This window comes from Blastomonas ursincola (assembly GCF_013607875.1).
GTDB lineage: Bacteria > Pseudomonadota > Alphaproteobacteria > Sphingomonadales > Sphingomonadaceae > Blastomonas > Blastomonas ursincola.
In genome coordinates this window covers 638,419-661,742 of sequence record NZ_VDES01000001.1, presented here as the reverse complement: position 1 = coordinate 661,742, position 23,324 = coordinate 638,419, and the positions used below count along the sequence as shown (strand labels likewise).

Genomic DNA, 23,324 nt, shown 5'->3' with positions numbered 1-23,324 from the left:
GATCGTCACGACCCGTCACTCTGCAGGCGCGGCGGCATAACCCGCCAGCCTGGCAAGACCGCGATGGATGTTGACCTTGACCAGCGATTCCGACTGGCCGGTCATCGCGGCGGCTTCCTCGATGCTGTAGCCCTTGAGCTTGACCAGGCGGATGACTGCGGTCTGGGCCGGACGCAGGCGGGAGAGTAATTCCTCCAGCACGATCGCGCTGGTGACGCTGAACTCGTGATCGTCGACCTGCGGCTCGACCAGCTCGTCCTCGATCGACACCGTGGGCCTGCGTCCCATGGCGCGCAGCCGGTCGATCCACTTGTAGCGCGCGATCGTCGCCAGCCAGGGACGGAAGGGGCGACCGGGCTCGTAGGTGTGGCGCTTCTGGTGCACCGCGATCAGGCATTCCTGGGCCAGGTCCTCGGCGATGCTCATCGGCAGGCGCCGCATGAAATAGCGCTCGAGCCAGGGCTGGATCTCGCCAAGCAGCCGGTTGTACGCGCCCTTGTGGCCCGCCAGCGCCGCCGCCATCAATCGACCCCATTCGTCCGGAGCGCAAGCGAGGGAGCGTTCGGCAACGGTGAGGCTTTCAGGGGCCATGATCGGTCTCCGGCCCGACGCGGAGGATGCCGCGTTCGGATGACCGTTTATCGCCGGAGGCCTTGTCGCCGTGAACGTATCAGGCGGGTATGGATTCGATACGCGTTGTGCATGAAGCGGCGGAAAGCCGCCACAAACGGCGCATCACAGCTGAGTCAGCGCCACCACCATCGCTGCCGGATCGGCGCGGACGCGGAAGTCCGGATCGACGCATGCCTGTCGCACCAGACCGCGGGAATCGATCAGGAAGGTGGCGGGTATGGGGAGAATGCCGCTGGCCGTGCCATAGACATCGGTAAGGTCGAGCCCGGCGTCGTGGTAGCGCTGCAGCAGATCGGCCCCAGCATGATATGCCAGGCCCAGGTCGAGCGCGGCGCCATGGTCGATATCGCACAGCACGACCGCTTCGCCGCCGAGCATCGCGTGGATGCGGTCCGCGCCACCTGCAATTTCGCCGACCACGACGACCAGCCTGCCGCCCGCCGCCGCCAGTGCCGGCATCTGCTCGCGCCATTGTTCGAGCTCGCCCCGGCAATAGGGGCACCAGCCGCCGCGCACGAAGCTGACGATCATCGGGCGGTTGCCCTGCAGGGCCTGCAGGCTCTGATACTGCCCGTGATGGTCGGGAAGCTGCAGATCGGGAAAGCGTGCGCCTGCGCTCGGCGCGGAGCGGCCCGCCTCGAGTGCAGTCAGCCGGGCAACGAACCGGTCGTAGATTTCGCTCCAGCCGCTATCGCCGTTGGGGCGGCGCTGCAGATCAGCATAAAGTCGGGTGGTCTGTTCCATCGCCAGCCTATGGACCCTGATCGGGCGCAAGAGAAGAGAGAGGGGTGTATCAAGTCGATACGCGCTGCGCATGGCGAAGGATGCGCAGCGGGCACCGCATGGCCTGCCTCCTTGACGCCGCGCGAGCACATGGCAAGCTGTCCGCTTCCCTGGGGTGCAGGCGATGATCGCATATTTCGAACGGCAGCCGGATCGGGCGCTCAGCTGGGCGGTCAAGGCGTTCTGGCATCTGGAGGGGCATTTGCTGGGCGAGGCCGCCGCCATTCCCAAGCCCTATGTCGAACTGGTGATTAGCCTGGGCGACGGCCACGATTGGAGCGCTGGCGAGCGCGCGACGGGCTTTGCGGGCGGATGGATCACGCCGATCCAGACCGGCCCGCGCTTTTCTCGCTCGCTGGGGGTAACGCGGTTCGTTGCTGCGCGCCTGCACCCTGACGCCGCCATACTGCTATTCGGGCCGCTGCCGCTGGGCGATGGCGCGCCGCCGGTTCTGGCCGAGGATGTGATTGGTCCGGACTTCCGGGCCCTGCGCGACCGGCTTGGCGAGCAGAGCCACCCTGCTGCGCGGATCGATCTGTTGCAGGCCTGGCTGGCCCGGCGCTTGCCGCCGCCGCCTGCCGGGCTGCGCGTCGCGCCTTCCGAACCCTGGCGCGCCGAGCAGCTCAGCCAGCTGCTCGGCTGGACCGACCGCGACATGCGCCGCCATTTCGCCCGGATCATCGGCTGCTCGCCCAAATACTGGTTGCGGTTGCACCGGATCTCGGCGGTGCTTGGCGATCCCAGCTTCCAGCAGGGCCGCGAAACGCTCGCCGATACCGCTGCTGCCTTCGGCTTTGCCGATCAGGCGCATTTGGCGCGCGAGTTCCGCCTGCTCGCCGGCATGCCGCCCTCGGCCTATCAGAAGCGGCGCGAGGCCGAAGGGCTCGACACCGCGCCGACCATGGCGCCGCGCGCGCCGGTTTTTTCAAGCCAGGCCGGGCGGGCCGTGGCAGACCCCAGCCACCAGGAGGTGATGGCATGATCGTTTCTCGTTTTCCGTTCCGCTTCGTACTCGCGAGTGCGCTCGCCGCTGCCCTGCTTCCTGCCAATGCCGCAGCACAGGAGGCACCCAGGCGTATGCCCGCTCCCATCGTCTATTTCGATATCGCCGGTCCCGCCGATGCCGGACAGGCCGCTTTTTACGAAAAGGTGTTCGGCTGGACCGCCGGCCCGGGCGGCGTCGTCGCGGTGCCGGTGAGCGGCCCCGTGCTCCCCGGAACGCTGCGCACCGACCCCGCGCAGAAGGTGATCTATATCGGCGTGACCGATGTCGCCGCAACGCTGGCAGAGATCGAGGCGCATGGCGGCAAGACCGTCGCGCCGCGATTCGTGGTGCCCGGCGTGGTCGTGCTTGGCCTGTTCACCGACCCTGCCGGAAACGCGATGGGTCTGGTCGAGCTGACCGCAGACGGGAAGACCAGGATCCCCTGATTTTTTCGCTGCCCAGGCCCGATTTTTCCGCGCGTTTCGTTTGCCGTTTCTCGGGCCTTGCTGCTATGCAACATCGCAGCAATAATCGGGGGAGCACGCGCGTGGCGATCGACTTCAAGGTGAACGGCAAACCGGTCAGCGTCGAGGCGGAGGCCGACACGCCTCTGCTCTGGGTGCTGCGCGAGGAGCTCGCGCTGACCGGCACCAAATTCGGCTGCGGCATCGCCGCCTGCGGCGCGTGCTCGGTGCATGTCGATGGTGAACTGACGCGCTCGTGCAGCGTGCCGCTCGCGGACATGGCGGGCAAGTCGGTCACCACCATCGAGGGGCTGAAAGGGGCCGATGGCACGCTGCATGCGGTGCAGCAGGCCTGGATCGAGGCGCAGGTGCCGCAATGCGGCTATTGCCAGTCGGGCCAGATCATGGCGGCGGTGGCGCTGATCGAGCGCACCGGCAGCCCGAGCGACGAACAGATCGACGAGGCAATGACCAATATCTGCCGCTGCGGCACCTATCCGCGCATCCGCAAGGCAATCCTCGCCGCGACCGGCAAGGCTGCCGCTGCCACGAGCGCGCCTGCGACTGCACCGGCGATGGGAGAGGCATGATGGCGGACAATCCCAATCCCGATATGGACGTGATGGAGCCGGCAGCACCGGTGAAGAAGAAGCGCGGCATCGTGCGCCGCGCGTTTCTGGTCGGCGGCGCGCTGCTGGTCGGCGGCGGCGTGTTTGGCGTCTACTGGTCGGATCGTTCGGCCAATGCCCGCGCCAAGGCGCTGACCGAGACGGGCAACGACTACAATTTCCTCAGCTGGATGAAGATCGCCGAGGACGACACGGTCACCGTCTATTCGCCGCATATCGATTTTGGCCAGGGCACGCACACCGCGATGGGGCAGATGCTCGCCGACGAGCTCGATGCCGACTGGTCCAAGGTGAAGGTCGAGCAGGCCCCGGCGGACCTGTCCTTTGCCAATGCCGCGCTGGGCCGCGGTTTCCTGCTCAGCGATTCGTCGATGCCGGGCGTGATCAACGCGCTGCCCAATGCGGTCATGACGATGCTCGCGCGCTCGATGCCGCTGCAGATCACCGGCGGCTCGTCGGCGGTACGCTTTACCGGCCAGGTCGGCATGCGCGTGGTGGGGGCTTCGGTGCGGCTGGCGCTGATCGAGGAAGCCGCCGATCGGCTCGGCGTTCCGGCGAGCGAGCTGACCACGGCAGACAGCAAGGTCATCCACGCCAAGTCGGGCAAGTCGCTGCGCTATGGTGAACTGGCTGCCGGTGCGGCGCAGCGCTCGCTGACCGGCTCGCCCGAGCTCAAGTCGGCCAAGGACTACAAGCTGATCGGCAAGCCCGTTCCGCGCATCGACATTCCTGCCAAAGTGGATGGCAGCGCCAAATACGGCATCGATCTGGTGCTCCCTGACATGCGCGTCGCCACCATTGCTGCAGCGCCGGTGCGCGGTGGCAAGCTGGTCTCTGTCGATGAAAAGCCTGCGCTGGCCGTGGCCGGCGTCGAGAAGGTGATCAAGCTGGACGACGCCGTGGTGGTCGTCGCCAAGCGCTATTGGCAGGCGCTCAAGGGCCTGCAGGCGCTGACCCCCAAATTCTCCGATGGCGGGCATGGCAATCTGACCAGCGAGACGATCCATGCCGCGCAGGTCAAGCTGCGCCAGACCGGCGAGCCCGAGGGCGAGGCGGGCGATGGCGATGTCGACGCAGCGTTCAAGGCGCCGGGGGCAAAGCTCGTCACCGCCGATTACCGCGTGCCCTTCCTGCACCATGCGATGATGGAGCCGTTCGCGCTGACCGGCCATTACAAGAACGGAAAGCTGACGCTCTGGGGCGGCCTGCAGGACCCGCTGACCACACGCGATCGCGCTGCCAAGGCCGCCGGGCTGGGCATCGACGATGTCGCGTTCAACCCGATGATCATGGGTGGCGGCTTCGGTCGGCGCTTCCCCAATGTCACCGAGATCATCGACCAGGTGGCGGTCATCGCCAAGCAGGTGCCCTATCCGGTCAAGCTGGTCTGGAGCCGCGAGGAGGAGGTGCGCCACGGCACCTATCGCCCGCAATCGTCGAGCCAGTTCAAGGCATCGCTGGGCCAGGACGGCAAGATCACGGCATGGCAGGCCGATTATGTCCAGAGCGACACCGCCGAGGGCGAGGTGACGTTCATCTACGACATTCCCGCCGTTTCGCGCCGCCATTTCAAATATCAGTCGAACCAGAATGACGGGCCCTGGCGCTCGGTCAATTCGACCCAGTTCGGCTTCTACAACGAAAGCTTCATCGACGAGCTCGCCAAGGCGGCGGGCGAGGACCCGTACCAGTTCCGCCGCAAGCACCTGGCCGAAGGATCGCGCCACCGCGCGGTGCTCGACATGGTCGCCAAGCGTTCGGGCTGGGGCACGCCGCTGCCCGAAGGCACTGGGCGCGGCATCGCGATCGTCGAGAGCTTCGGCACCATCGTCGCCGAGGTGGTCGAGGCGACGGTCAAGGAAGATGGCCGTCCCAAGTTGCTCAAGGCCTGGGCGGTGGTCGATTGCGGCACGACGGTGAACCCGCTCAACGCCGAGGCGCAGATTGCGGGCGGGCTGATCATGGGTCTTTCCTCTGCGATCGGAGAAGAGATCACGCTCGACAAGGGCGCGGTGGTGCAGAGCAACTTCAACGATTACGAGCTGATCAGGCTGGCCGATGCGCCGCCGCAGATCGATGTGCATTTCATCGAAAGCGGCGCGAAGATCGGCGGCATCGGCGAGCCCGGGCTGCCGCCCGCGACGCCCGCGCTCGCCAATGCGCTGTTCGCCGCGACCGGCAAGCGCATTCGCACCCTGCCACTGCGCGATCAGGCCAAAGCCTGATCGCCGCGCGCGCGATGGCGCTGTTCGGCTGGCGCGCGGTCATCCTGGCCGCAGGTGCAGGCCGTCGCTTTGGTGGGGCCAAGCTGCTTGCGCCGCTCGATGGCGTGCCGATGATCCGCCGCACTGCCCAGGCGGTGACAGCCGGGGGTTTCGATGAGGTGCGGATTGTGGTCGGCGAGCACGTTCGTGCCATCGGCGATGCGCTCGCTGGGCTGAACTGCCATCTGGTGGAGGCCGCCGACTGGCAGCAGGGCATGTCCGCTTCGATCCGAGCCGGCATCGCCGGCCTACCGGACGAGGGCGAGGGGGCGTTCCTTTTCCTCGGCGACATGCCGCTGGTGCCGGTGGCCTTGTGCGGCGAGCTGGTGCGGCTAGCGCAGCGCTCGGGCTATGCCGCGCGGCCTAGGGTCGATGGCAAGCCGGGCCATCCGGTCTGCTTCGTGCGTTCAGCGTTGCCCGATCTGATTCGGCTTTCGGGTGATCGCGGGGCAGGGGATGCGCTCAAGGACAGGTCGCTCGCCTATCTGGATACCGACGATAGCGGCGCGCTGCTCGATATCGACGATGCCGCTTCGCTGGCGCTGGCCGAGCGGGCGTGGAACTCGCGCGCGACATCGGCGACCACCGACAGCGCGATATCGCGTGGGGCCTTGCCGAGGCCCTGAAGACCGATCGGCGCGTGCAACCGCGCAATGTCTGCCTCGCGCACGCCATGGCCGCGCAACAGCGCGACCCGTCCGTCGAGCCTTACGCGCGCGCCGATCGCGCCGACATAGAAGGCAGGAGAGGCGAGCGCGGCGGCCAGCCCAGCCTCGTCATCCTCGCGATCGTGCGACAGCACCGCTACCGCTGTCCAGCGATCAAGCCCGATCGCGTCCAGCGCGTCAGCGGGCGAGGTGCGATGATAGGACAGGCCGGTAAGCGGCGCGGCTTCGGGGCCGTTGGGGGTGACCAGCGCCACCTCCATCCCCATCGCCTGGCCGAGCGTGGCGCAGGCGAGCACGGTCGCATCCTCGCCGATCAGCACGAGCCGCAGGACGGGGTCGTAACGCTTCGTGTAGCGGCAAGCATCCCAGGCGAAGCGGGGCACATCGTCGGAAGGAAGCGCCTCGCGCGCTGTTCCGTCGCTGGACCACAGGACCGGGTGTCGCGACTGAAAGCCATCCAGCAGGGCAGACAATGCCGGGTCATCGCCGCGCAGCGGCTCGACCAGCACCGAGATGCCGGTGCCGCAGGCGAGGCGGATGTCGATCCACGGGCTGCCCTCGCCATAGCGAAGCAGCCTCGGCTTTCCTGTCGCCATCGCTTCGCGGGCGTGCCGCGCGACATCGGCCTCGATGCAGCCGCCGGAAAGATAGCCCCAGTGCTGTTCGCCGGTGATCAGCATCTGCGCGCCCAGTTCGCGCGGGGCGGGGCCGGAGGTCTCGACCAGCGTGGCGATTGCGAACGGTGTGCCAGACGCCTGCGCCGCCATCAGCAGCGGGCGGATGTCATCGGTCTGCGCGTCGAATTGCCATGTGCTCATGCGGGACGACTTAGGGTGCGCCGGCTCGATCGGCAATCGCAACCCGATCGGTAAGGTTCAGCCGCCTGAAAGACTGCGCAGAAAGCGCCTGCTGATCAGCCGGTCCTCGAGGATGCGTCCGATGACGTAGAGCAGCGCGAACAGCCCGGCGAACACATAGGCCGAGGTCGGCGAGAAGCGGTCCTTGCCGCCTTCGTCCTTCTTCTTGTCCTTCTCGTCCTTCTTGGGCTTTTCGGGCGCGGGCGCGCCGAGCATCTGGTCGATCCAGTGCAGCTCGCGGACCTTGTCCTTCTCTTCCTTCTTCTTCTTGTCCGCCTGTTCGGCATCGGGCTTGGCCAATATGCCGACCCCGACGATGATCTGCCCGAAGGCGACGAACAGCAACGGCGCGAGGAAGCAGAACAGCAGCGACTTGCTGGTCATCCAGTAGCGCAGCACGCCGCCACCGGGCTGGCTCTCGACGCGCAGCTCGCCCCGATCGTAGATCGACATCTTGTCCTGAGCGAGCGGGTCCTTCTTGGTGAAGGTGAGCCGGCCCTCGGCCTGATCGAAGCTGGTGCCAGGCTCGCGGAAAAAGGGTTCGAGCTTGGCAAAGGCCTTGTCAGCATCCTGTCCGGCGGGCAGCGGCAGTTCGCCGCGCACCGTCCAGATCCAGTCGATCAGGCGCATCCACGATCGGCCATCGGCGTGCGGGGCCATGCCGGGGAGGTCGCCGCCGGGCATGCTCTGCGTCATGCCGGTCATTCTGCGGGCACCGCGTGGGTGTCGTCTGCCTTGCCGAACTTTTCCTTCATCGTCTTCCAGCCTTCGGTGAACGGATAGGTCATCTGTTCGCGGATCGACATGCGGCGGCCGCCCTCCATGCCGAGCAGCTCGGCCTCGCCATCGACACAGGTGCCGAACATGCGGTCGATGAAGATGAAGTTGCTGGCATAGTTGCTGCGCGTCGCCTCGAAATCGAGCGAATGGTGCAGGCTGTGATGCTCGGTGGTGTTGAACAGGAAGCGCCACCAGGCGGGGGTGTTGAAGCGCACGTTGATGTGCTGATACACGCCGATCGACATGCCGATGGCCCCGGCGAGCAGCGCGGCGCGCGGCAGGAAGTCGAACAGCCCGCCGATGCCCAGCCCGATCAGGAACAGCTCGACCGGGTTGCCGACCGCGCCTTTGTTGATGTTGAGCTGGGTGATGTAGTGGTGCACCGAATGGGTTAGCCAGAGCGGGTACCAGTTGTGCATCCCGCGGTGCATCCAGTACTGGCCGAAATCGAAGATGAACAGGATCAGGAACGCCTGGACCAGCAACGGCAGGCCGGTGAACCAGGCGAACTTGTCCCAGTCGAAGCTGCTCAGCAGGTTCTCGATCAGCACGTCGCTGCCGATGAAATTGTCGACCAGATTGAGGATGGTATAGCCCAGCCCCACATAGAACAGGTCGGTGACGCATTCCTTCCAGGTCAGCTCCCAGCTCTTGAAGCGCGGGTTGACCCATTCGAGCGCGAGCAGCAGCGCGCGAAACGCGATGCCGATGCCGATCGCGGTCGAGGCCTTGGCGATGGAATTGGGCGCATAATACCAGAACAGGATCATCGAAAAGAGCACGGCGGGCTGGAACCAGGTGAAGAACAGCCGCTTGAACGGGCCGCCTTCCACCTTGGGCACGTTCTCCCAACCGATGGTGACGGGTGAATCTGCCCCGATGATGCGGTTGCCGACGCGGACTCCGTTCATGTGCCTGTACTCACGTTGCGGTCCCGGGCTGCCGGCATAGGGCAGCACTGACGGCGGGACGGTTGAGGTTCGCAGTGGAAAGAGCGTTGTAAAATCCGGGCCATCACGCCAGACGGCATTGGCCAATAGTTCCCATAGACCTGATCTATGCGGTCATTCGTCACGGGGCGGCACCGGTACGATGATGAAGCGGTCATGGACCTGCGACTGGCCCGGCGTGTCGAGCCTTGCCCTGAGCCCCTGGCGCAGCTTGGCGATCTCGCTTGCTGGCAGCTCGAGCGGATGCTCGTTCGGATGCTCCAGCGCCTCGTGCGCATAATCGCGTCCCGGCTCGCGAGTCATCTCGATATGCGCGCCGAGCACGGCGCGGACCGGGTGGGTGCGCACGAAAGCGCTCAATCGATCGATGCTGGCGCGGTTGTCGCCGAGGAAATTGACCGGCACGTAGAGCCGCCCGGGATAGAGCGTATCGCCTGAGAGCAGGATCTTGAGCTGCGGGTCATAGACCATCATGGCGGCCGCCTGATGCCCCGGCGTCGGGATGATCGACAGCGCCCGGCCGCCCAGATCGAAGGTCGCGATATCGCCGGGCCAGGGTTTAATGCCGAAAAAGGCCGCGACATCCGCCGGTTTCAGCCCGACCAATGTGGTATCGGGCCGGTCGCGAAACGCGGCATCGCCGGCGATATGGTCGCCATGCGCATGGCTGTGCGCGACGACCAGCGGGATGGCCTGGCGGCCATGCGCGGCGAGCCATTCTGCGATCACCCGATCCACCACCGGGCGGATGACTCCGCCTTCGGCCCCGGTATCGATCAGCAGTGCCTTGTCGCGCCCGAACAGCAGATAGAGGAAGGGCGCTTCGAAATTGGTCTTGACCGACTGGCGGATCACGAACGTCTCGGCGTCGAGCGCCTGCACCTGCGCGACGGGCTCCGCTCCATGGGTGCCGTCGATCCAGCGTTCGGCAAACAGCCGGGGCAGGGGGGCACCGGGTGCGGCGACAAGCAAGCCCGAGGTCGCCAGCCCCATCATGAGCCCCGCAGCTCCGAGAATTCGGCCTTTTGCTGTCATCATTTGGCACCCTTGATGGCGGGTCGCATGGGGCGGGACCGGCCTTGCCCAACCGGCCCCGCGCCCAAGCCTGCGATCAGAACCTGAACCGGGCCTCCAGGCCCAGGGTCATCGGGTTGATGACGCTGTTGCGCAGATAGCGCAGCCGGACGCCGTCGTTCAGGCCGACGCGAGAGCGATCGTTCGACACCGCGTTGACCGCATATTTGTCGAAGATGTTGTTGGCCCAGACGCCAAAGCTGTAGCGGTCGGTCTCGTAGAAGACCGAGGCGCGGTGCGTGGTGAAGCCGGGCAGCTTGTCGCCGAACGCGCGATCCCAGCCCAGCCGGGTGACGACATTGCCGCGATAGGTAGCGGTCCAGTCAGCGACGATGTTCCCGTCCATGAACGGCGCGGTATAGGTCGCGCCCAATGCGCCGCTGGTCCTGGCCGAGCCCGGCAGCCGGTCGCCCGACAGCGCGTCGAGCTGGATCGGACGGCTGGGATAGATTCCCGCCGGGCTGTTGACCGCGATGATCCCCGGCACGTCCTGGGTCAGCCGCGCGTCGAGATAGGAGAAATTGCCCTGGATCGTGAAGCGGGGCAGCGGGCGCAGCTGGAACGAGGTTTCGAAGCCTTCGGACTTGCCGGTCCCGCCATTGACGGTGATACCGACCACGCCGTTGACCGTCGCCGAGGCGACCTGAATGCCGTTCCACTTGATCTGGTAGACGTTGAAGTTGAACGTCAGCATGTTGTCGAACAGCTCGGTACGGATGCCGAGTTCCAGGTTCTTGGTGGTATCGGGGCCGAATTGCTGCTCGTTGGGCAGCGCGCAGACATTCTGCTGGTTCGGATTGAGCGGCAGCACGCATGGTGCCACGGTGTTCGGTCCGCCCAGGCGATAGCCCTTCGAATAGGTCGCATAGACCATGATATCGTCGGTGATGTTGTATGAGCTGTTGAACTTCCACACCCAGCCGCTTTTCTTGGCGACGCCGCCTGCCGAGGGCAGATCATAGGGGCTCAGCGGCTCGCCGAGCAGCGGCAACACCGCGCGGCCCGCGACTTCGGAGCGATAGCCGAAATAGCGCGCACCGGCCGTGACCTGCCATTCGGGCGTGATGCGGAAGGTGCCTTCGCCGAAGATCGCGCGCTCGGTCACGCGCGAGCGGTTGAACGAGACATATTCGAGCTCGAGAGGGTTGGGCAGGGTGCCGAAGGCGACGAACGGATGGCCCGGCAGCCGCTCGCGATAGTCGTTCTGCAGCGTGCGGCGGTTGTAGAAGGCACCCAGGACCCAGTTGAACGGTCCGCCATGGCGCGACACGAAGCGCACTTCCTGGTTGAACTGCTTGCGCCGGTTGGTGCTCTCGTTGAAGCTCGAAAAGGCGGGAAAGGACTCATAGCCATAATCGAGGTCGAGCAGCAGGTCGGTATTGTCGCCCGTCTGCTCGTTCTTGACGTCGGTATGCGCCGTGGTCGCCACCAGATCGGCAATGTTGCCGATATTGGCGTTGATTTCCGCGCTGATCAGATGCGCGCGGCGATTGACCGGCTCGAGAAAGCGCGCCGCGCTTTCATACCGCCCGGTGCCGAACACGAAATCGCTGTTCGACTGGCGGCCATCGGTCTTGGTACGCTGAAACGCATAGGTGATGTTGAGCTTGAAGTCCTCGCTCGCCTGATAGAGCAGCTGGTTGCGCGTGCTGATCGTCTTCTCGAAATTGACGTCGTTCTCGCGGCGCAGGTTGGCGGCATAGCCCGCCGCACTGATGAAATTGGGGCCGTTGGGCTGGGGCAGCGAAACGCCCGGCCGCTGCAGCAGCAGCGTATAGTCGATAAAGCCGGGATCGTAGAAATAGCCGGTCGAACTGCGGAAGGCGAGGTGATCCTTGATGATCGGGATGTTGATGACGCCATCGGCCTGATAGCCGAGCTTGCTGCTGTGCTGCTTGGCGTAGAAGCGGCCGTGCACCTCGCCTTCGAAGCTTTCGAGATTGGGGCGGTTGGGTATGTTGCGGATCGCGCCGGCCAGTGTTCCCAGCCCGTAGAGCGTGCCTTGCGGGCCGAGCAGAACCTCGACACGCGCGATATCGAGCAGCTTGAAATCGTAATAGAGCGGCACTTCGCCCAGATACAGGCCGAGCGCATCGTCGAACGAGGCGCCGTTCGCGCTGGTGTCCGAAGCGTTGAGGCCGCGCAGCACGATGGCGCCGGTCGATCCAGGGCCGGTGTCGGAGATGGTCAGGCCCGGGGTGAAATCGGCAATGTCGCGGACGTCGTCGATGCGCTGGCGCGCGAGCTGCTCGTCGCCGATTGCGCTGATGTTGATCGGCACGTCCTGGATCGAGGTCGCGCGGCGGGTCGCGGTCACGACGATGACGTTGCTGCCGCCTTCCTGTTCGGTATCCTGCGCGGCATCACCCGCAGTGTCCTGCGCAAAGGCAGGCGCGGTGCCCATGCCCATCAACATGGTAGCGCCCAGCAAGGTGGCGCGGAACAGCTTGTTCGTCATCTTCAGACCCCCAATTCTTGGTGAGCCTTTTCAAATGACACCCGTCTCCCCTGGGGTTCTGGCGATGCCGACCCCTTGATCGCCGGTTTTCCGGCCTGTTCTCCCTGAACCTCCCCACACGCGCCGCCTTGTCTGCGCGCGCGCCATTGCACGTCGCGCGGCGGTCTTGCCTGCGGGGGTAGATATCGCTTCGCGTAGGGTGATCGTGCCGTCTGCGCGGTGCGCAGCGCCTTGTCTGATATCCGAACAGGCCGGCTTTCGATCCACGGACCCTCGCTTGCGAACAGTCGATAGTGCCGCTGGCGAACTGCCAGCGACATCCAATACGGTATGGATATTACGGAATGCGTCAAGCGTAATAATTTTGCACTTGCTCAGTATGAACGGAATTTCGTGTTGCACTGCAAAAAATGACGGGATTGACGCGGTTTGGTGGCCGATCGGACAACCCGCCTCTTACGCAAAAACGCTTCGCGGACGAGGGGCGGATCATACCGGCGAATCACGGGCCGCAAAAGGATAACGCTTGGCCGAGCGAATCACTGTCTGCTGAGCAGGCTCGGTTTTTCGGGCTTTATAGGGTTATCTGTTGCGCAAAGCGTACCTTGGCAGCTCGGCGTTGCGGACCACCGGAGAACGCGTGTTCTCTCCAACGGTTATTACGTTTTTCACTCATGGTAATATTTTCTGCTGGACAAGCCTGCCCGCGCTCGTGATGCTGCACTGCGAAAGGGGACCGAATCATGACGAGGCTGTTGCGCAGGCTTTCCACCCTTCTGGCGATGCTGGGGGCTTTCGCGCTCGCCGCCTGTTCCGGTTCCCCCGAGCCCGCCAAGCCCAAGACCGAATTCAATATCGGCTGGTCAATCTATGCGGGGTGGATGCCCTGGCCCTATGCGCAGCAGGCGGGCATCGTGAAGAAATGGGCCGACAAATACGGCATCAAGATCAACTTCGTGCAGGTCAACGACTATGTCGAGTCGGTCAACCAGTACACGGCCGGCAAGTTTGACGGCGTCACCGTCGCCAACATGGACGCGCTGACCATCCCGGCGGCTGGCGGCAAGGATACGACTGCCATCATCATCGGCGATTATTCTAACGGCAATGATGGTGTGCTGCTCAAGGGTGCGAACGGTCTGGCTGCGATCAAGGGGCGGCAGGTCTATCTAGTCGAGCTTTCGGTGTCGCACTATCTGCTCACCCGCGCGCTCGAAAAGGCAGGTCTCAAGTCCACCGACGTCAAGACCGTGAACACCTCGGATGCGGACATCGTCGCAGCCTTTGGCGCGGCGGATGTCAACGCCGCGGTCGCCTGGAATCCGCAGCTTTCGGTGATGAAGGGCGAACCCGGCGTCACCCAAGTGTTCAGCTCGGCCGACATTCCGGGTGAAATTCTCGACCTGATGGTCGTTGATACCGCGACGCTCAAGGCCAATCCAAACCTGGGCAAGGCGCTGGCAGGCATCTGGTATGAGACGGTGGCGCTGATGCAGCGCGACGATGCGGAAGGAAAGGCCGCGCGCGCCGCGATGGCCAAGCTTTCGGGCGCGACGCCCGAAATGTTCGACAGCCAGCTCAAGACCACTTTCCTCTATGCCGATCCCAAGGCGGCGGTTGCGGCGGCGACCTCTCCGGCGCTCGTCACCACGATGACCCAGGTGCGCGATTTCAGCTTCTCCAAGGGTCTGTTCAAGGGCGCGGCCAGCGCCGATGCGGTGGGTATTGCGTTTCCCGGCGGCAAGGTGCTGGGCGATCCGGCGCGGGTCACGCTGCGCTTCGACGATGCGTTCATGAAGCTCGCCGCGGACGGCAAGCTGTAAGCGCGGATCGGGGCAGGGGAACGGCGATGCGCTGGGTCAACCGACATCCCAAAAAGGGCGAGCGCATCCTGCTCGGTGCGCTTCCGGTCGCGGTACTGCTGATCGCCTATCTGATCGTCGCGGCGCAGCGCCATGCTGACAACCCGATGGACAAGATCCTGCCGCTGCCCGGGCAGATGATGCAGGCCATGTCGGCGCTGATGTTCCAGGCGGACCAGCTGACCGGGCAGATCATCTTCTGGGCAGATACGGTCGCCAGCCTCTACCGATTGGGGCTGGGTCTGGGCATTGCGACACTGACCGCGCTGGTCGTCAGTCTGGTGCTGGGCGTGCTGCCGCCGGTGCGCGCCACTTTCGGCCCGCTGGTCACCGGCATTGCGGTCATCCCGCCGATCGCGCTGCTGCCGATCCTGTTCATCGCGCTGGGTCTAGGCGAGACCGCCAAGATCGCATTGATCGCCATCGGTGTCGCGCCGGTGATGATCCGCGACATCGCCGCCTATATCGCCGCGCTGCCCGCCGAACAGGTGATCAAGGCGCAGACCCTCGGCGCAAGTTCCTGGCAGATCATGATCCGCGTCGCGCTGCCCCAGGCGATGCCGCGGCTGATCCATGCCGTCCGGTTGGCGCTCGGCCCCGCCTGGGTGTTCCTGATCTCGGCAGAGGCGATCGCGGCGGATGTGGGGCTGGGCTATCGCATCTTCCTCGTCCGCCGTTACCTCTCGATGGACGTGATCTTGCCCTATGTCGCGTGGATCGCGCTGCTCGCGATCGTGATGGACTGGGCGCTCGCGCTGACCAGCCGCAAGGCCTTTCCCTGGGCGGAAGGGCAGGGCCGATGAGCGCCGCGCCGATCCTCAGCCTCCAGAACGTCTGGGTCGAATATGGCGACAAGATCGTGCTGGAAAAGGTCGATCTGGACATCCAGCCCGGCTCGTTCGTGTCGATCGTCGGTCCCTCGGGCGCTGGCAAGTCGAGCCTGCTGCGCGTCATCCTGGGCCAGGAGCGCCCGACGCGCGGTGTGATCGAACTCGACGGCCAGCCGCTTGCGCCCGAATGCGGGCCCGATCGCGGGGTAGTGTTCCAGCGCTATTCGGTCTTCCCGCATTTGAGCGCGCTCGGCAATGTGGTGTTCGGGCTCGAATGCGAGCAGGCGCCGCTCACCGCGAGGCTGTTCGGCTCTGCACGCAAGGCGGCGCGCGAGCAGGCCGAGGCGATGCTGGTCGCGGTGGGGCTGGCCGACAGCATGCACCAATATCCCGCGCAGCTTTCCGGCGGCATGCAGCAGCGGCTGGCCATCGCGCAGGCGTTGATCAAGCGGCCGCGCATCCTGCTGCTCGACGAGCCATTCGGTGCGCTCGACCCCGGCATCCGCGCCGATATGCACGCGCTGATCCAGCAGCTGTGGAGCGATTACGCGCTGACCATCATCATGGTGACGCACGACATTCGCGAGGCGTTCACGCTCGGCACCCGCGTGCTCGCGCTCGACAAGCGCCGGCACGATCCGCACGCGCCGCACCGCTTCGGCGCGACCGCCGTCTACGACCTCACCCTCAACAAGAAGAGCAACCCGGAAGAGCCTGAAAAACCGGCGGTTCTGGAGATTGCCAAGACCCAGGAGAACGCATGATGGGAACCGAGCCGACCAGTGTCGCACGGTTATCGATGAGCCTGCCAAGTGAGCTGTTCCGCCAGCTCGACATGATGGTCGAGGAACGCGGCCTGCCATCGCGATCGCAGCTGATCGCCGAGCTGATCCGCCATGCGCTGGCCGCGCATGAGGCGACGACGCGCCCCGACGAGATGCTCGCGGGTACGCTGACCATTGTCTATCGCGGCGACCGGGGCCGGGTGCGCCATCAGCTCGCGCAGACCCAGGCCGAATATCTGAAAGAGGTCATCTCCTCGCAGCACGTGTTCCTCGAGGATGACCAGTCGCTCGAGGTGCTGCTGGTCCAGGGCCCCGCCGTGCGCCTCAACGAGCTGTGCGATGCGCTGCGCCGGGTGCGCGGCGTGCACCAGCTGCAACTCGTCACCACCACCGCCCTGCTGCCGCCGCTCTACGAGCCGGACGCGGGCGAACATGCCAAGGGAGCCGCTGCATGACCGCCGTTCTGAGCGATCCGTCTGCCGCCCGCGCCCATGCCCGCAGCATGGCCGGAACCAAGGTCGAATCGATGCCGGTGCTGCCGCCGGTAGCAGGCGACCTGCCCGAGGGCGTCGCGGGTGCAGACCTGCTCTGGGAAGAGACGATCGCGCCCGGCGGCTATGCCACGCGCAGGCTGGCGCGCGGCACCCGGCTGCGGCTGATCGACCTGAAGGGCGATGCCTGTGCCGGCCTGCAGCTGTTCAACGCCGAAATGCCGACCGAGCGGCTCAACGTCGCCGATACGGTCAAGGTGCAGTGGAACGGCTATCTGGGCGCAGGCAAGCTTCTGCTGTCGGACATGGGCCGCGTGCTGATGAGCATCGTCGAGGACGGAGCCGGCACGCACGACGCGTTCTGCGGCACGTCCAACGCTGCGACCAATGCCGCGAAATATGGTGAGGGTGCCAATTACAGCCCCTATCCCAATGGCCGCGAACGGTTTCTGCTCGGCGCGGCCAAGCATGGGCTAGGGCGGCGCGACGTGCATCCGTGCATCAACCTGTTCAAGGGCGCGACCATAGCCGAGGATGGCAGCATCCTGCCCGATGTCGGCCCGTTCGAGGGCGGGCGCAGCGTGCTGCTGCGCGCCGAGATGGACGTGATCGTGGTCATCGCCAACGTGCCGCATGTGCTCGATCCGCGACCCGAATATAGCGTCACGCCGCTGCGCGTCACCGCCTGGCGCGGGGAGGTGACGCCGGAAACCGACCCCATCCGCAACGCGACGCCCGAGGGCCAGCGCGCCTTTCTCAACGTCGAAGACTATTTCCGTCGCTGATCGCAGGAGTTTCACCCGAATGAGCGCCGACCCGCATATCGCTGGCCTGACTGGCCCCATCGTCCACGATGAGATCGTGCCCGCACGCGCGCCCTGGCTGCACCATATCGCCGCCGGGCAGACACTGCGCATCGTCGATCTCGAGGGCAACCAGGCCGTCGATTTCCTGCTCTATGCGACCGCCGACGATGCCGAACGCTATAGCGCGCAGGATACCGTCGCGGCGCAGGGCAACCTGTTCCTGCGTGAAGGCACCGTGCTGCGATCGAACGAGGGGCGCGCGATGATGACGATCACCGCCAGCGCGGTCGATTATCACGACACGATCGGCGGCGCGTGCTCGTGCGAATCCAATACCTTGCGATACGGTCATCATACCAAGTCCGAACATGCCTGTGTCGAGAATTTCCTCGAGGCGAACCTGCTCGAAGGGCGCGGCAAGCGCGATATCGTGTCGAACATCAACTTCTTCATGAACGTGCCGGTCGAGGCCGACGGCTCGCTGGGCATTGTCGACGGGATCAGCGCGCCGGGCCTGACGGTCGATCTGCGCGCCGAGATGGACGTGACCGTGGTCGTCTCCAACTGCCCGCAGATCAACAATCCCTGCAACGGCTTCAACCCCACGCCCGTGCGCATGATCGTCACCGCATGAGCTACGATACCGTTCTCATCGCCAATCGCGGCGCCATCGCCACGCGCATCATCCGCACGCTGCGCAAGATGGGGCTGCGCTCGGTCGCGGTCTATTCGGAGGCCGACGAGGATTCGCTGCATGTCGCGCTCGCCGACGAGGCGGTGTGCATCGGCCCGGCGCGCGCGAGCGAGAGCTATCTGAACGTCCCCGCGATCCTCGAGGCCGCGCGCGCCACCCGGGCAGGGGCGATCCACCCGGGCTATGGTTTCCTCGCCGAGAATGCCGAATTTGCCGAAGCCTGCGCGGCGGCAGGCATCGTGTTCATCGGCCCCGATCCCGACAATATCCGCACATTCGGCCTGAAGCACAGCGCGCGCGCGCTCGCCGCCGCGCATGACGTGCCGCTGGCTCCCGGTACCGATCTCCTCACCGACGAGGCCGAGGCGGTCGAGGCAGCGGAGCGCATCGGCTTTCCGGTCATGCTCAAGGCGACGGCGGGCGGCGGCGGCATAGGCATGCGCGTGTGCGAGACTGCCGAGGACGTTCGCGAGGGCTTCGCCACCGTGGCGCGGCTCGGCCAGGGCAATTTCGGCGACTCGGGCGTCTTCCTCGAACGCTTCATCCGCCGCGCCCGGCATATCGAGGTGCAGATCTTCGGCGATGGCCAGGGCCGCGTCGTGGCGCTGGGCGAACGCGACTGCTCGCTGCAGCGCCGCAACCAGAAGGTGGTCGAGGAAGCGCCCGCGCCGCTGTTACCTGATGCGATCCGCGCCGATCTCTATGCCGCCGCGATCCGGCTGGGCGAGGCAGCGCGCTATCGCTCTGCCGGGACCGTGGAATTTCTCTATGATGCCGAGCGCAAGGAGTTCTTTTTTCTCGAAATGAACACCCGACTCCAGGTCGAACATGGCGTCACCGAAGAGGTGTTCCGCATCGATCTGGTCGAATGGATGGTGCGCGGCGGGCAGGGCGATTTCGCGTTTCTGGGCAGCGCACCGACCGCCCCCACGGGCCATTCGGTGCAGGTACGCCTCTATGCCGAGGACCCCGCGCAGGACTATCGTCCGACTTCGGGCACGCTGACCTCGGTGCGCTTTCCCGAAGACATCCGCACCGAGACCTGGGTGATGGCGGGCAGCACAGTAAGCAGCTGGTACGATCCCATGCTCGCCAAGCTGATCGTGCATGCCGAGACGCGCGAGCTCGCGGTCGCCGCGATGCAGACCACGCTCGATCAGGCGCGCGTCGACGGTATCGAGAGCAATCTGCGCTGGCTGCGCGAGGTGGTACGCGCGCCGGCGTTCGTCACCGGCGAGGTCTCGACCCGCGCGCTCGAAAGCGTGGTCTACCATCCGCAGAGCATTCAGGTGGTGAGCGGCGGCACCGCGACCACGGTGCAGGACTGGCCGGGTCGGCAGAAGCTCTGGGCGGTCGGCGTGCCGCCCTCGGGGCCGATGGACGACCAGTCGTTCCGGCTGGGCAACCGGCTGCTCGGCAATCCCGAAGGCACGTCCGGGCTGGAACTGACGCTGACCGGGCCGACGCTGCTGTTCAACGCGCCCGCGCGCATCTGCCTGATGGGCGCGGATTTCGGCGCGACGCTCGATGGCGCTCCGGTGGCGCGCGGCATGCCGGTCGAGGTCGCGGCAGGTCAGACGCTGAGCCTCGCCCGTGCGACCGGCGGCGGCCTGCGCGGTTATATCCTGTTCGCGGGCGGGCTCGACATCGCGCCCTATCTCGGCAGCACCAGCACCTTCGAGCTCGGCCAGTTCGGCGGCCATGCCGCGCGGCGGCTGCTCGCGGGCGATACGCTGCATCTCGCGCATGGCGAGACGACCACGCCGCTATCGCAGGTCGCCTTGCCCGAGATCGGCAGCGAATGGACGCTGCGGGTTCTCTATGGTCCGCATGGCGCACCGGATTTCTTCACGCCGGGCGATATCGACACGCTGATCACAGCCGACTGGCAGGTGCATTACAATTCGAACCGCACCGGCGTGCGTCTGGTCGGCCCCAAGCCGCAATGGGCGCGCAAGGATGGTGGCGAGGCGGGGCTGCACCCGTCGAACATCCACGACAACCCCTATGCGATCGGCGCGGTCGATTTTACCGGCGACATGCCGATCATCCTGGGGCCGGACGGGCCCTCGCTCGGCGGGTTCGTCTGCCCGTTCGTGGTGATCGCGGCGGACCGGTGGAAGATTGGCCAGCTCGCGCCCGGCGACAAATTGCGCTTCGTCCCCGTCAACGCCCATGATGCCTTCGCGGCGGACAGCCTGCAGCGGCGGCTGGTCGCGACCGGCGAGGGGCATATGCAGAGCCCCGCGCGCCCGATCGAGACGCTTTCGCCGATCCTGGGCATCATCCCCGAAGGATCGAACAGGCCGCGCACGGTCTATCGCCAGCAGGGCGATCGCAACATCCTGGTCGAATATGGCCCGATCGTGCTCGATATCGAGTTGCGCATCCGCGTGCAGGCGCTGCTCACCGAGCTCGAGCGGATGGCGCTGCCCGGGGTGATCGACATCGTCCCCGGCATCCGCTCGCTGCAATTCCATTTCGACGGCAGCACGATGACGCAGGGCGCTGCGCTCGCGGCGCTGATGGCGGCGGAGGAGCGGCTGGGCGATCTGGAGGATTTCACCATCCCTTCGCGTATCGTCCATTTGCCCTTGAGCTGGCGCGACCCGGCGACGATCGAGACGATCGAGAAATACATGGGCACGGTGCGCGACGATGCGCCCTGGTGCCCCGACAATATTGAGTTCATCCGCCGCATCAACGGCCTGCCCGATGCCGCGGCGGTCGAGAATCTGATCTTCGAGACCAACTATCTCGTGCTCGGCCTGGGCGATGTCTATCTCGGCGCGCCGGTCGCGACCCCGGTCGATCCGCGCCACCGGCTGGTGACCACCAAGTACAATCCGGCGCGCACCTGGACCCCGCCCAATGTCGTCGGCATCGGCGGCGCGTATATGTGCATCTACGGCATGGAGGGGCCGGGCGGGTATCAGTTGTTCGGGCGGACGATCCAGGTGTGGAACACCTATCGCCAGACCGGGGCGTTTGCCGAGGGCAGGCCCTGGCTGCTCCGCTTCTTTGACCAGATCCGCTTCTATCCGGTGAGCGCCGAGGAATTGGCCGAATGGCGGCGCGATTTCCCCAGCGGCAGGCGATCGATCCGCATCGAGCCCTCCGAATTCCGCCTCGCCGATTATCGCGCGTTCCTCGCCGACAATGCCGAGTCCATCGCCGCCTATGAGGCCAATCGCCAGGCCGCGTTCGATGCCGAGCGCGCTGAATGGCAGCGGCGGGGCGAGTTCGACCGGGTCGATCCGGCGGACATTCCGGTTGCCGAGAGCGCGGCGGTCGAGGTGCCCGAGGGGGCGGACCTGATCGAGACGCCGTTTGGCGGCAGCGTCTGGAAGATGCTGGTCAATGTCGGCGACGAGGTCGCGGCGGGCGATGCCATCGCGATCATCGAGGCGATGAAGATGGAATGCCGCGTCGACAGCCCCGGCGCGGGCACGGTGGCGGCGCTCTATGCGAAGGAGCGGCAATCGGTGCAGCCTGGCGAGCCGATCCTGGCGCTGACGAGGCACGGATGAGCGCGCCGTTTCGCCTGAGCGCTGCGGGCATCGCGGCGGCGGTCCAGAGCGGGCAGAGTAGTGCGGTGGCTCAGGCCGAGGCTGCGCTCGAACGGATCGCGGCGTACGACGCGGTGCAGCCGCAGATCTGGATCAGCCGCGCCTCGCCCGAAGCGCTGCTGGAGACTGCGCGCGCGATCGACGCGCGTGTTGCAGCGGGCGAGCATCTGCCGCTGGCGGGGGTGCCGTTCGCGGTGAAGGACAATATCGATGTTGCGGGTTTCCAGACCACCGCGGCATGCCCCGCCTTTGCCTATGCGCCCGAAGCCTCGGCCAGCGTGGTCGAGAAGCTGCTCGCGGCGGGAGCGCTGTGCGTCGGCAAGACCAATCTCGACCAGTTCGCTACCGGCCTCAACGGCACGCGCAGCCCCTATGGCGCGCCGCGCAATGCGCACAATCTCGCCTATGTCAGCGGCGGGTCGAGCTCGGGATCGGCGAGTGCGGTGGCGGCGGGGCTGGTCGCCTTTGCGCTCGGCACCGATACCGCCGGCTCGGGCCGCGTGCCCGCCGCGTTCCAGCATCTGATCGGGTTCAAGCCGAGCAAGGGCCGCTGGAGCAACCGCGGGCTGGTGCCGGCGTGCCGCTCGATCGACTGTATCACCGTGTTCACCGACAATACCGCCGATGCGCGGCTGATCGATACCATCGTCGCGGGTTTTGACGCGGCCGATGCCTGGTCGCGGCCGCTCTCCGATCTGCCGCGTGGCCATCGCACCATCGGGGTGCCGCGCCGCGACCAGCGGATGTTCTTCGGCGATGGCGAGGCGGAATATCTCTACGACAAGGCGCTGGCGGCGCTGGCGGATCTGGGCACGATCGTCGAGATCGACTACGCGCCGCTGCAGGAGGCCGCACAGCTGCTCTATGGCGGGCCGTGGGTGGCCGAACGTACCGCCGCTTTGGGCGATCTGCTCGTCAGCAACCCCGACGCCATCGATCCCACCGTGCGCGAGATCGTCTCCGCCGGGCTCGAGACAAAAGCGGTCGATCTGTTCAACGGCATCTACCGGCTCGCCGAGCTGAAACGCCATGCCGACCAGCTCTGGGACGGCATCGACGTGATGGCCTTCCCGACCGCCGGAACGACCTATCGCGTGACCGAAATGCTTGCCGCACCGATCGCGCTCAACAGCGCGCTCGGTTTCTACACCAATTTCGTCAACCTGCTCGACATGGCCGCGCTCGCCGCGCCCGCCGGTGCGCGGCACAACGGCACCGGCTTCGGCATCACGCTGATCGGTCCGGCGCACACCGACCGGGCGCTGCTCGACATCGCGGACGCCTATCTTGCGGCCGCCGCGCTTCCTTCTCCACCCCCGCTCGATCTGGAGGGCAAAATGCAGACCGTGAAACTTGCCGTTGTCGGCGCGCACCTGAAGGACATGCCGCTGCACTGGCAGCTCACATCGCGCGACGCGAAATTCGTCGGCGCGTTCGAGACCGCACCCGAATACCGGCTCTATGCCATCGCCAATTCGGTGCCGCCCAAGCCGGCTTTGGTGCACACGGGCGAGGGAGCATCGATCGCGGTCGAGGTGTACGAGCTGGGCGTCGCCGAGTTCGGCAGCTTCACCGTCGAGGTGCCGCCGCCGCTGGCGATTGGCACGGTGACCTTGTCGGACGGGACCAGCGTCAAGGGCTTCGTCGCCGAGCCGCGCGCGCTCGATGGCGCGGAGGACATCACGCATCTCGGCGGCTGGCGCGCCTATATCGCGCAAATGGCCTGAGCCGATTTCAACAGC

At 65.9% G+C, this 23,324-nt stretch carries 19 protein-coding genes and 1 pseudogene; 13 read left to right on the top strand and 7 right to left on the bottom strand.

Annotation, left to right across the window (positions count from 1 at the left end):
- Positions 1-15: 15 nt before the first annotated feature.
- Positions 16-591, bottom strand: coding sequence for a sigma-70 family RNA polymerase sigma factor (locus FG486_RS03205; protein ID WP_066275697.1), 576 nt, complete (start codon positions 589-591; stop codon positions 16-18).
- Between the two features lie 144 nt (positions 592-735).
- Complete coding sequence (locus tag FG486_RS03200; RefSeq protein ID WP_181266419.1) at positions 736-1,377, bottom strand: peroxiredoxin-like family protein; 642 nt, start codon at positions 1,375-1,377, stop codon at positions 736-738.
- Between the two features lie 163 nt (positions 1,378-1,540).
- Here FG486_RS03200 and FG486_RS03195 point away from each other — a divergent pair, with 163 nt between their 5' ends.
- The 5 genes and pseudogenes from FG486_RS03195 to FG486_RS18100 all read left to right on the top strand — a co-directional run.
- Positions 1,541-2,398, top strand: coding sequence for a helix-turn-helix domain-containing protein (locus FG486_RS03195; protein WP_181266418.1), 858 nt, complete (start codon positions 1,541-1,543; stop codon positions 2,396-2,398).
- On the top strand, positions 2,395-2,847 hold the full coding sequence (locus FG486_RS03190; protein WP_181266417.1) for a VOC family protein: 453 nt from the start codon (positions 2,395-2,397) through the stop codon (positions 2,845-2,847). The genes FG486_RS03195 and FG486_RS03190 overlap by 4 nt, the downstream gene beginning before the upstream one ends.
- Before the next feature lie 65 nt (positions 2,848-2,912).
- Entirely contained in the window at positions 2,913-3,455 is a 543-nt protein-coding gene (locus tag FG486_RS03185) for a (2Fe-2S)-binding protein (protein ID WP_171007754.1), read from the top strand.
- Positions 3,452-5,719 (top strand): xanthine dehydrogenase family protein molybdopterin-binding subunit, encoded by a 2,268-nt coding sequence (locus tag FG486_RS03180; RefSeq protein WP_181266416.1) that lies wholly within the window; start codon positions 3,452-3,454, stop codon positions 5,717-5,719. Before FG486_RS03185 ends, FG486_RS03180 begins: the two co-directional genes overlap by 4 nt.
- Before the next feature lie 14 nt (positions 5,720-5,733).
- Positions 5,734-6,216 (top strand): annotated as a pseudogene (locus FG486_RS18100) (nucleotidyltransferase family protein); the annotation flags it as partial.
- A gap of 23 nt (positions 6,217-6,239) precedes the next feature.
- Here the strand turns inward: FG486_RS18100 and FG486_RS03175 are convergent.
- From FG486_RS03175 to FG486_RS03155, 5 genes are all read right to left on the bottom strand, one after another.
- Positions 6,240-7,244 (bottom strand): XdhC family protein, encoded by a 1,005-nt coding sequence (locus tag FG486_RS03175; RefSeq protein WP_181266415.1) that lies wholly within the window; start codon positions 7,242-7,244, stop codon positions 6,240-6,242.
- Positions 7,245-7,301: 57 nt separating this feature from the next.
- Positions 7,302-7,979 (bottom strand): hypothetical protein, encoded by a 678-nt coding sequence (locus FG486_RS03170; RefSeq protein WP_338401573.1) that lies wholly within the window; start codon positions 7,977-7,979, stop codon positions 7,302-7,304.
- 5 nt (positions 7,980-7,984) lie between these two features.
- Positions 7,985-8,974, bottom strand: coding sequence for a sterol desaturase family protein (locus tag FG486_RS03165; RefSeq protein ID WP_181266414.1), 990 nt, complete (start codon positions 8,972-8,974; stop codon positions 7,985-7,987).
- Positions 8,975-9,127: 153 nt separating this feature from the next.
- The gene (locus tag FG486_RS03160) at positions 9,128-10,048 is read right to left on the bottom strand and encodes an MBL fold metallo-hydrolase (protein ID WP_422125046.1); all 921 of its coding nucleotides are present in this window, start codon (positions 10,046-10,048) and stop codon (positions 9,128-9,130) included.
- Between the two features lie 76 nt (positions 10,049-10,124).
- Complete coding sequence (locus FG486_RS03155; RefSeq protein WP_181266412.1) at positions 10,125-12,545, bottom strand: TonB-dependent receptor; 2,421 nt, start codon at positions 12,543-12,545, stop codon at positions 10,125-10,127.
- Between the two features lie 743 nt (positions 12,546-13,288).
- On the opposite strand from FG486_RS03155, the gene FG486_RS03150 reads away from it, so the two are divergent.
- Genes FG486_RS03150 through atzF form a run of 8 tightly spaced genes read left to right on the top strand, consistent with a single transcriptional unit; the run spans position 13,289 to position 23,309 of the window.
- A complete protein-coding gene (locus FG486_RS03150; RefSeq protein WP_181266411.1) occupies positions 13,289-14,368 on the top strand; it encodes a putative urea ABC transporter substrate-binding protein in 1,080 nt (359 codons plus the stop codon).
- A 26-nt stretch (positions 14,369-14,394) separates the two neighbouring features.
- On the top strand, positions 14,395-15,210 hold the full coding sequence (locus FG486_RS03145; protein WP_181266410.1) for an ABC transporter permease: 816 nt from the start codon (positions 14,395-14,397) through the stop codon (positions 15,208-15,210).
- A complete protein-coding gene (locus FG486_RS03140) occupies positions 15,207-16,001 on the top strand; it encodes an ABC transporter ATP-binding protein (RefSeq protein ID WP_066274464.1) in 795 nt (264 codons plus the stop codon). Before FG486_RS03145 ends, FG486_RS03140 begins: the two co-directional genes overlap by 4 nt.
- Complete coding sequence (locus FG486_RS03135) at positions 16,001-16,477, top strand: CopG family ribbon-helix-helix protein (protein WP_060980054.1); 477 nt, start codon at positions 16,001-16,003, stop codon at positions 16,475-16,477. The genes FG486_RS03140 and FG486_RS03135 overlap by 1 nt, the downstream gene beginning before the upstream one ends.
- On the top strand, positions 16,474-17,298 hold the full coding sequence (locus tag FG486_RS03130; RefSeq protein WP_181266409.1) for an urea amidolyase associated protein UAAP1: 825 nt from the start codon (positions 16,474-16,476) through the stop codon (positions 17,296-17,298). The genes FG486_RS03135 and FG486_RS03130 overlap by 4 nt, the downstream gene beginning before the upstream one ends.
- Positions 17,299-17,317: 19 nt before the next feature.
- Positions 17,318-17,953, top strand: a complete 636-nt coding sequence (locus FG486_RS03125) for an urea amidolyase associated protein UAAP2 (protein ID WP_066274461.1) — start codon at positions 17,318-17,320, stop codon at positions 17,951-17,953.
- Entirely contained in the window at positions 17,950-21,543 is a 3,594-nt protein-coding gene (gene uca, locus FG486_RS03120; protein WP_181266408.1) for an urea carboxylase, read from the top strand. Before FG486_RS03125 ends, uca begins: the two co-directional genes overlap by 4 nt.
- Entirely contained in the window at positions 21,540-23,309 is a 1,770-nt protein-coding gene (gene atzF / locus FG486_RS03115) for an allophanate hydrolase (RefSeq protein WP_181266407.1), read from the top strand. The genes uca and atzF overlap by 4 nt, the downstream gene beginning before the upstream one ends.
- Positions 23,310-23,324 lie beyond the last annotated feature (15 nt).

Coding starts and splice junctions, on each gene's coding strand:
- FG486_RS03130 (WP_181266409.1), top strand. CDS start 16,474: ATGACCGCCGTTCTGAGCGATCCGTCTGCCGCCCGCGCCCATGCCCGC.
- FG486_RS03160 (WP_422125046.1), bottom strand. CDS start 10,048: ATGACAGCAAAAGGCCGAATTCTCGGAGCTGCGGGGCTCATGATGGGG.
- FG486_RS03205 (WP_066275697.1), bottom strand. CDS start 591: ATGGCCCCTGAAAGCCTCACCGTTGCCGAACGCTCCCTCGCTTGCGCT.
- FG486_RS03140 (WP_066274464.1), top strand. CDS start 15,207: ATGAGCGCCGCGCCGATCCTCAGCCTCCAGAACGTCTGGGTCGAATAT.
- FG486_RS03175 (WP_181266415.1), bottom strand. CDS start 7,244: ATGAGCACATGGCAATTCGACGCGCAGACCGATGACATCCGCCCGCTG.
- FG486_RS03195 (WP_181266418.1), top strand. CDS start 1,541: ATGATCGCATATTTCGAACGGCAGCCGGATCGGGCGCTCAGCTGGGCG.
- atzF (WP_181266407.1), top strand. CDS start 21,540: ATGAGCGCGCCGTTTCGCCTGAGCGCTGCGGGCATCGCGGCGGCGGTC.
- FG486_RS03125 (WP_066274461.1), top strand. CDS start 17,318: ATGAGCGCCGACCCGCATATCGCTGGCCTGACTGGCCCCATCGTCCAC.
- FG486_RS03190 (WP_181266417.1), top strand. CDS start 2,395: ATGATCGTTTCTCGTTTTCCGTTCCGCTTCGTACTCGCGAGTGCGCTC.
- FG486_RS03180 (WP_181266416.1), top strand. CDS start 3,452: ATGATGGCGGACAATCCCAATCCCGATATGGACGTGATGGAGCCGGCA.
- FG486_RS03170 (WP_338401573.1), bottom strand. CDS start 7,979: ATGACGCAGAGCATGCCCGGCGGCGACCTCCCCGGCATGGCCCCGCAC.
- FG486_RS03155 (WP_181266412.1), bottom strand. CDS start 12,545: ATGACGAACAAGCTGTTCCGCGCCACCTTGCTGGGCGCTACCATGTTG.
- uca (WP_181266408.1), top strand. CDS start 17,950: ATGAGCTACGATACCGTTCTCATCGCCAATCGCGGCGCCATCGCCACG.
- FG486_RS03200 (WP_181266419.1), bottom strand. CDS start 1,377: ATGGAACAGACCACCCGACTTTATGCTGATCTGCAGCGCCGCCCCAAC.
- FG486_RS03165 (WP_181266414.1), bottom strand. CDS start 8,974: ATGAACGGAGTCCGCGTCGGCAACCGCATCATCGGGGCAGATTCACCC.
- FG486_RS03185 (WP_171007754.1), top strand. CDS start 2,913: ATGCAACATCGCAGCAATAATCGGGGGAGCACGCGCGTGGCGATCGAC.
- FG486_RS03135 (WP_060980054.1), top strand. CDS start 16,001: ATGGGAACCGAGCCGACCAGTGTCGCACGGTTATCGATGAGCCTGCCA.
- FG486_RS03150 (WP_181266411.1), top strand. CDS start 13,289: ATGACGAGGCTGTTGCGCAGGCTTTCCACCCTTCTGGCGATGCTGGGG.
- FG486_RS03145 (WP_181266410.1), top strand. CDS start 14,395: ATGCGCTGGGTCAACCGACATCCCAAAAAGGGCGAGCGCATCCTGCTC.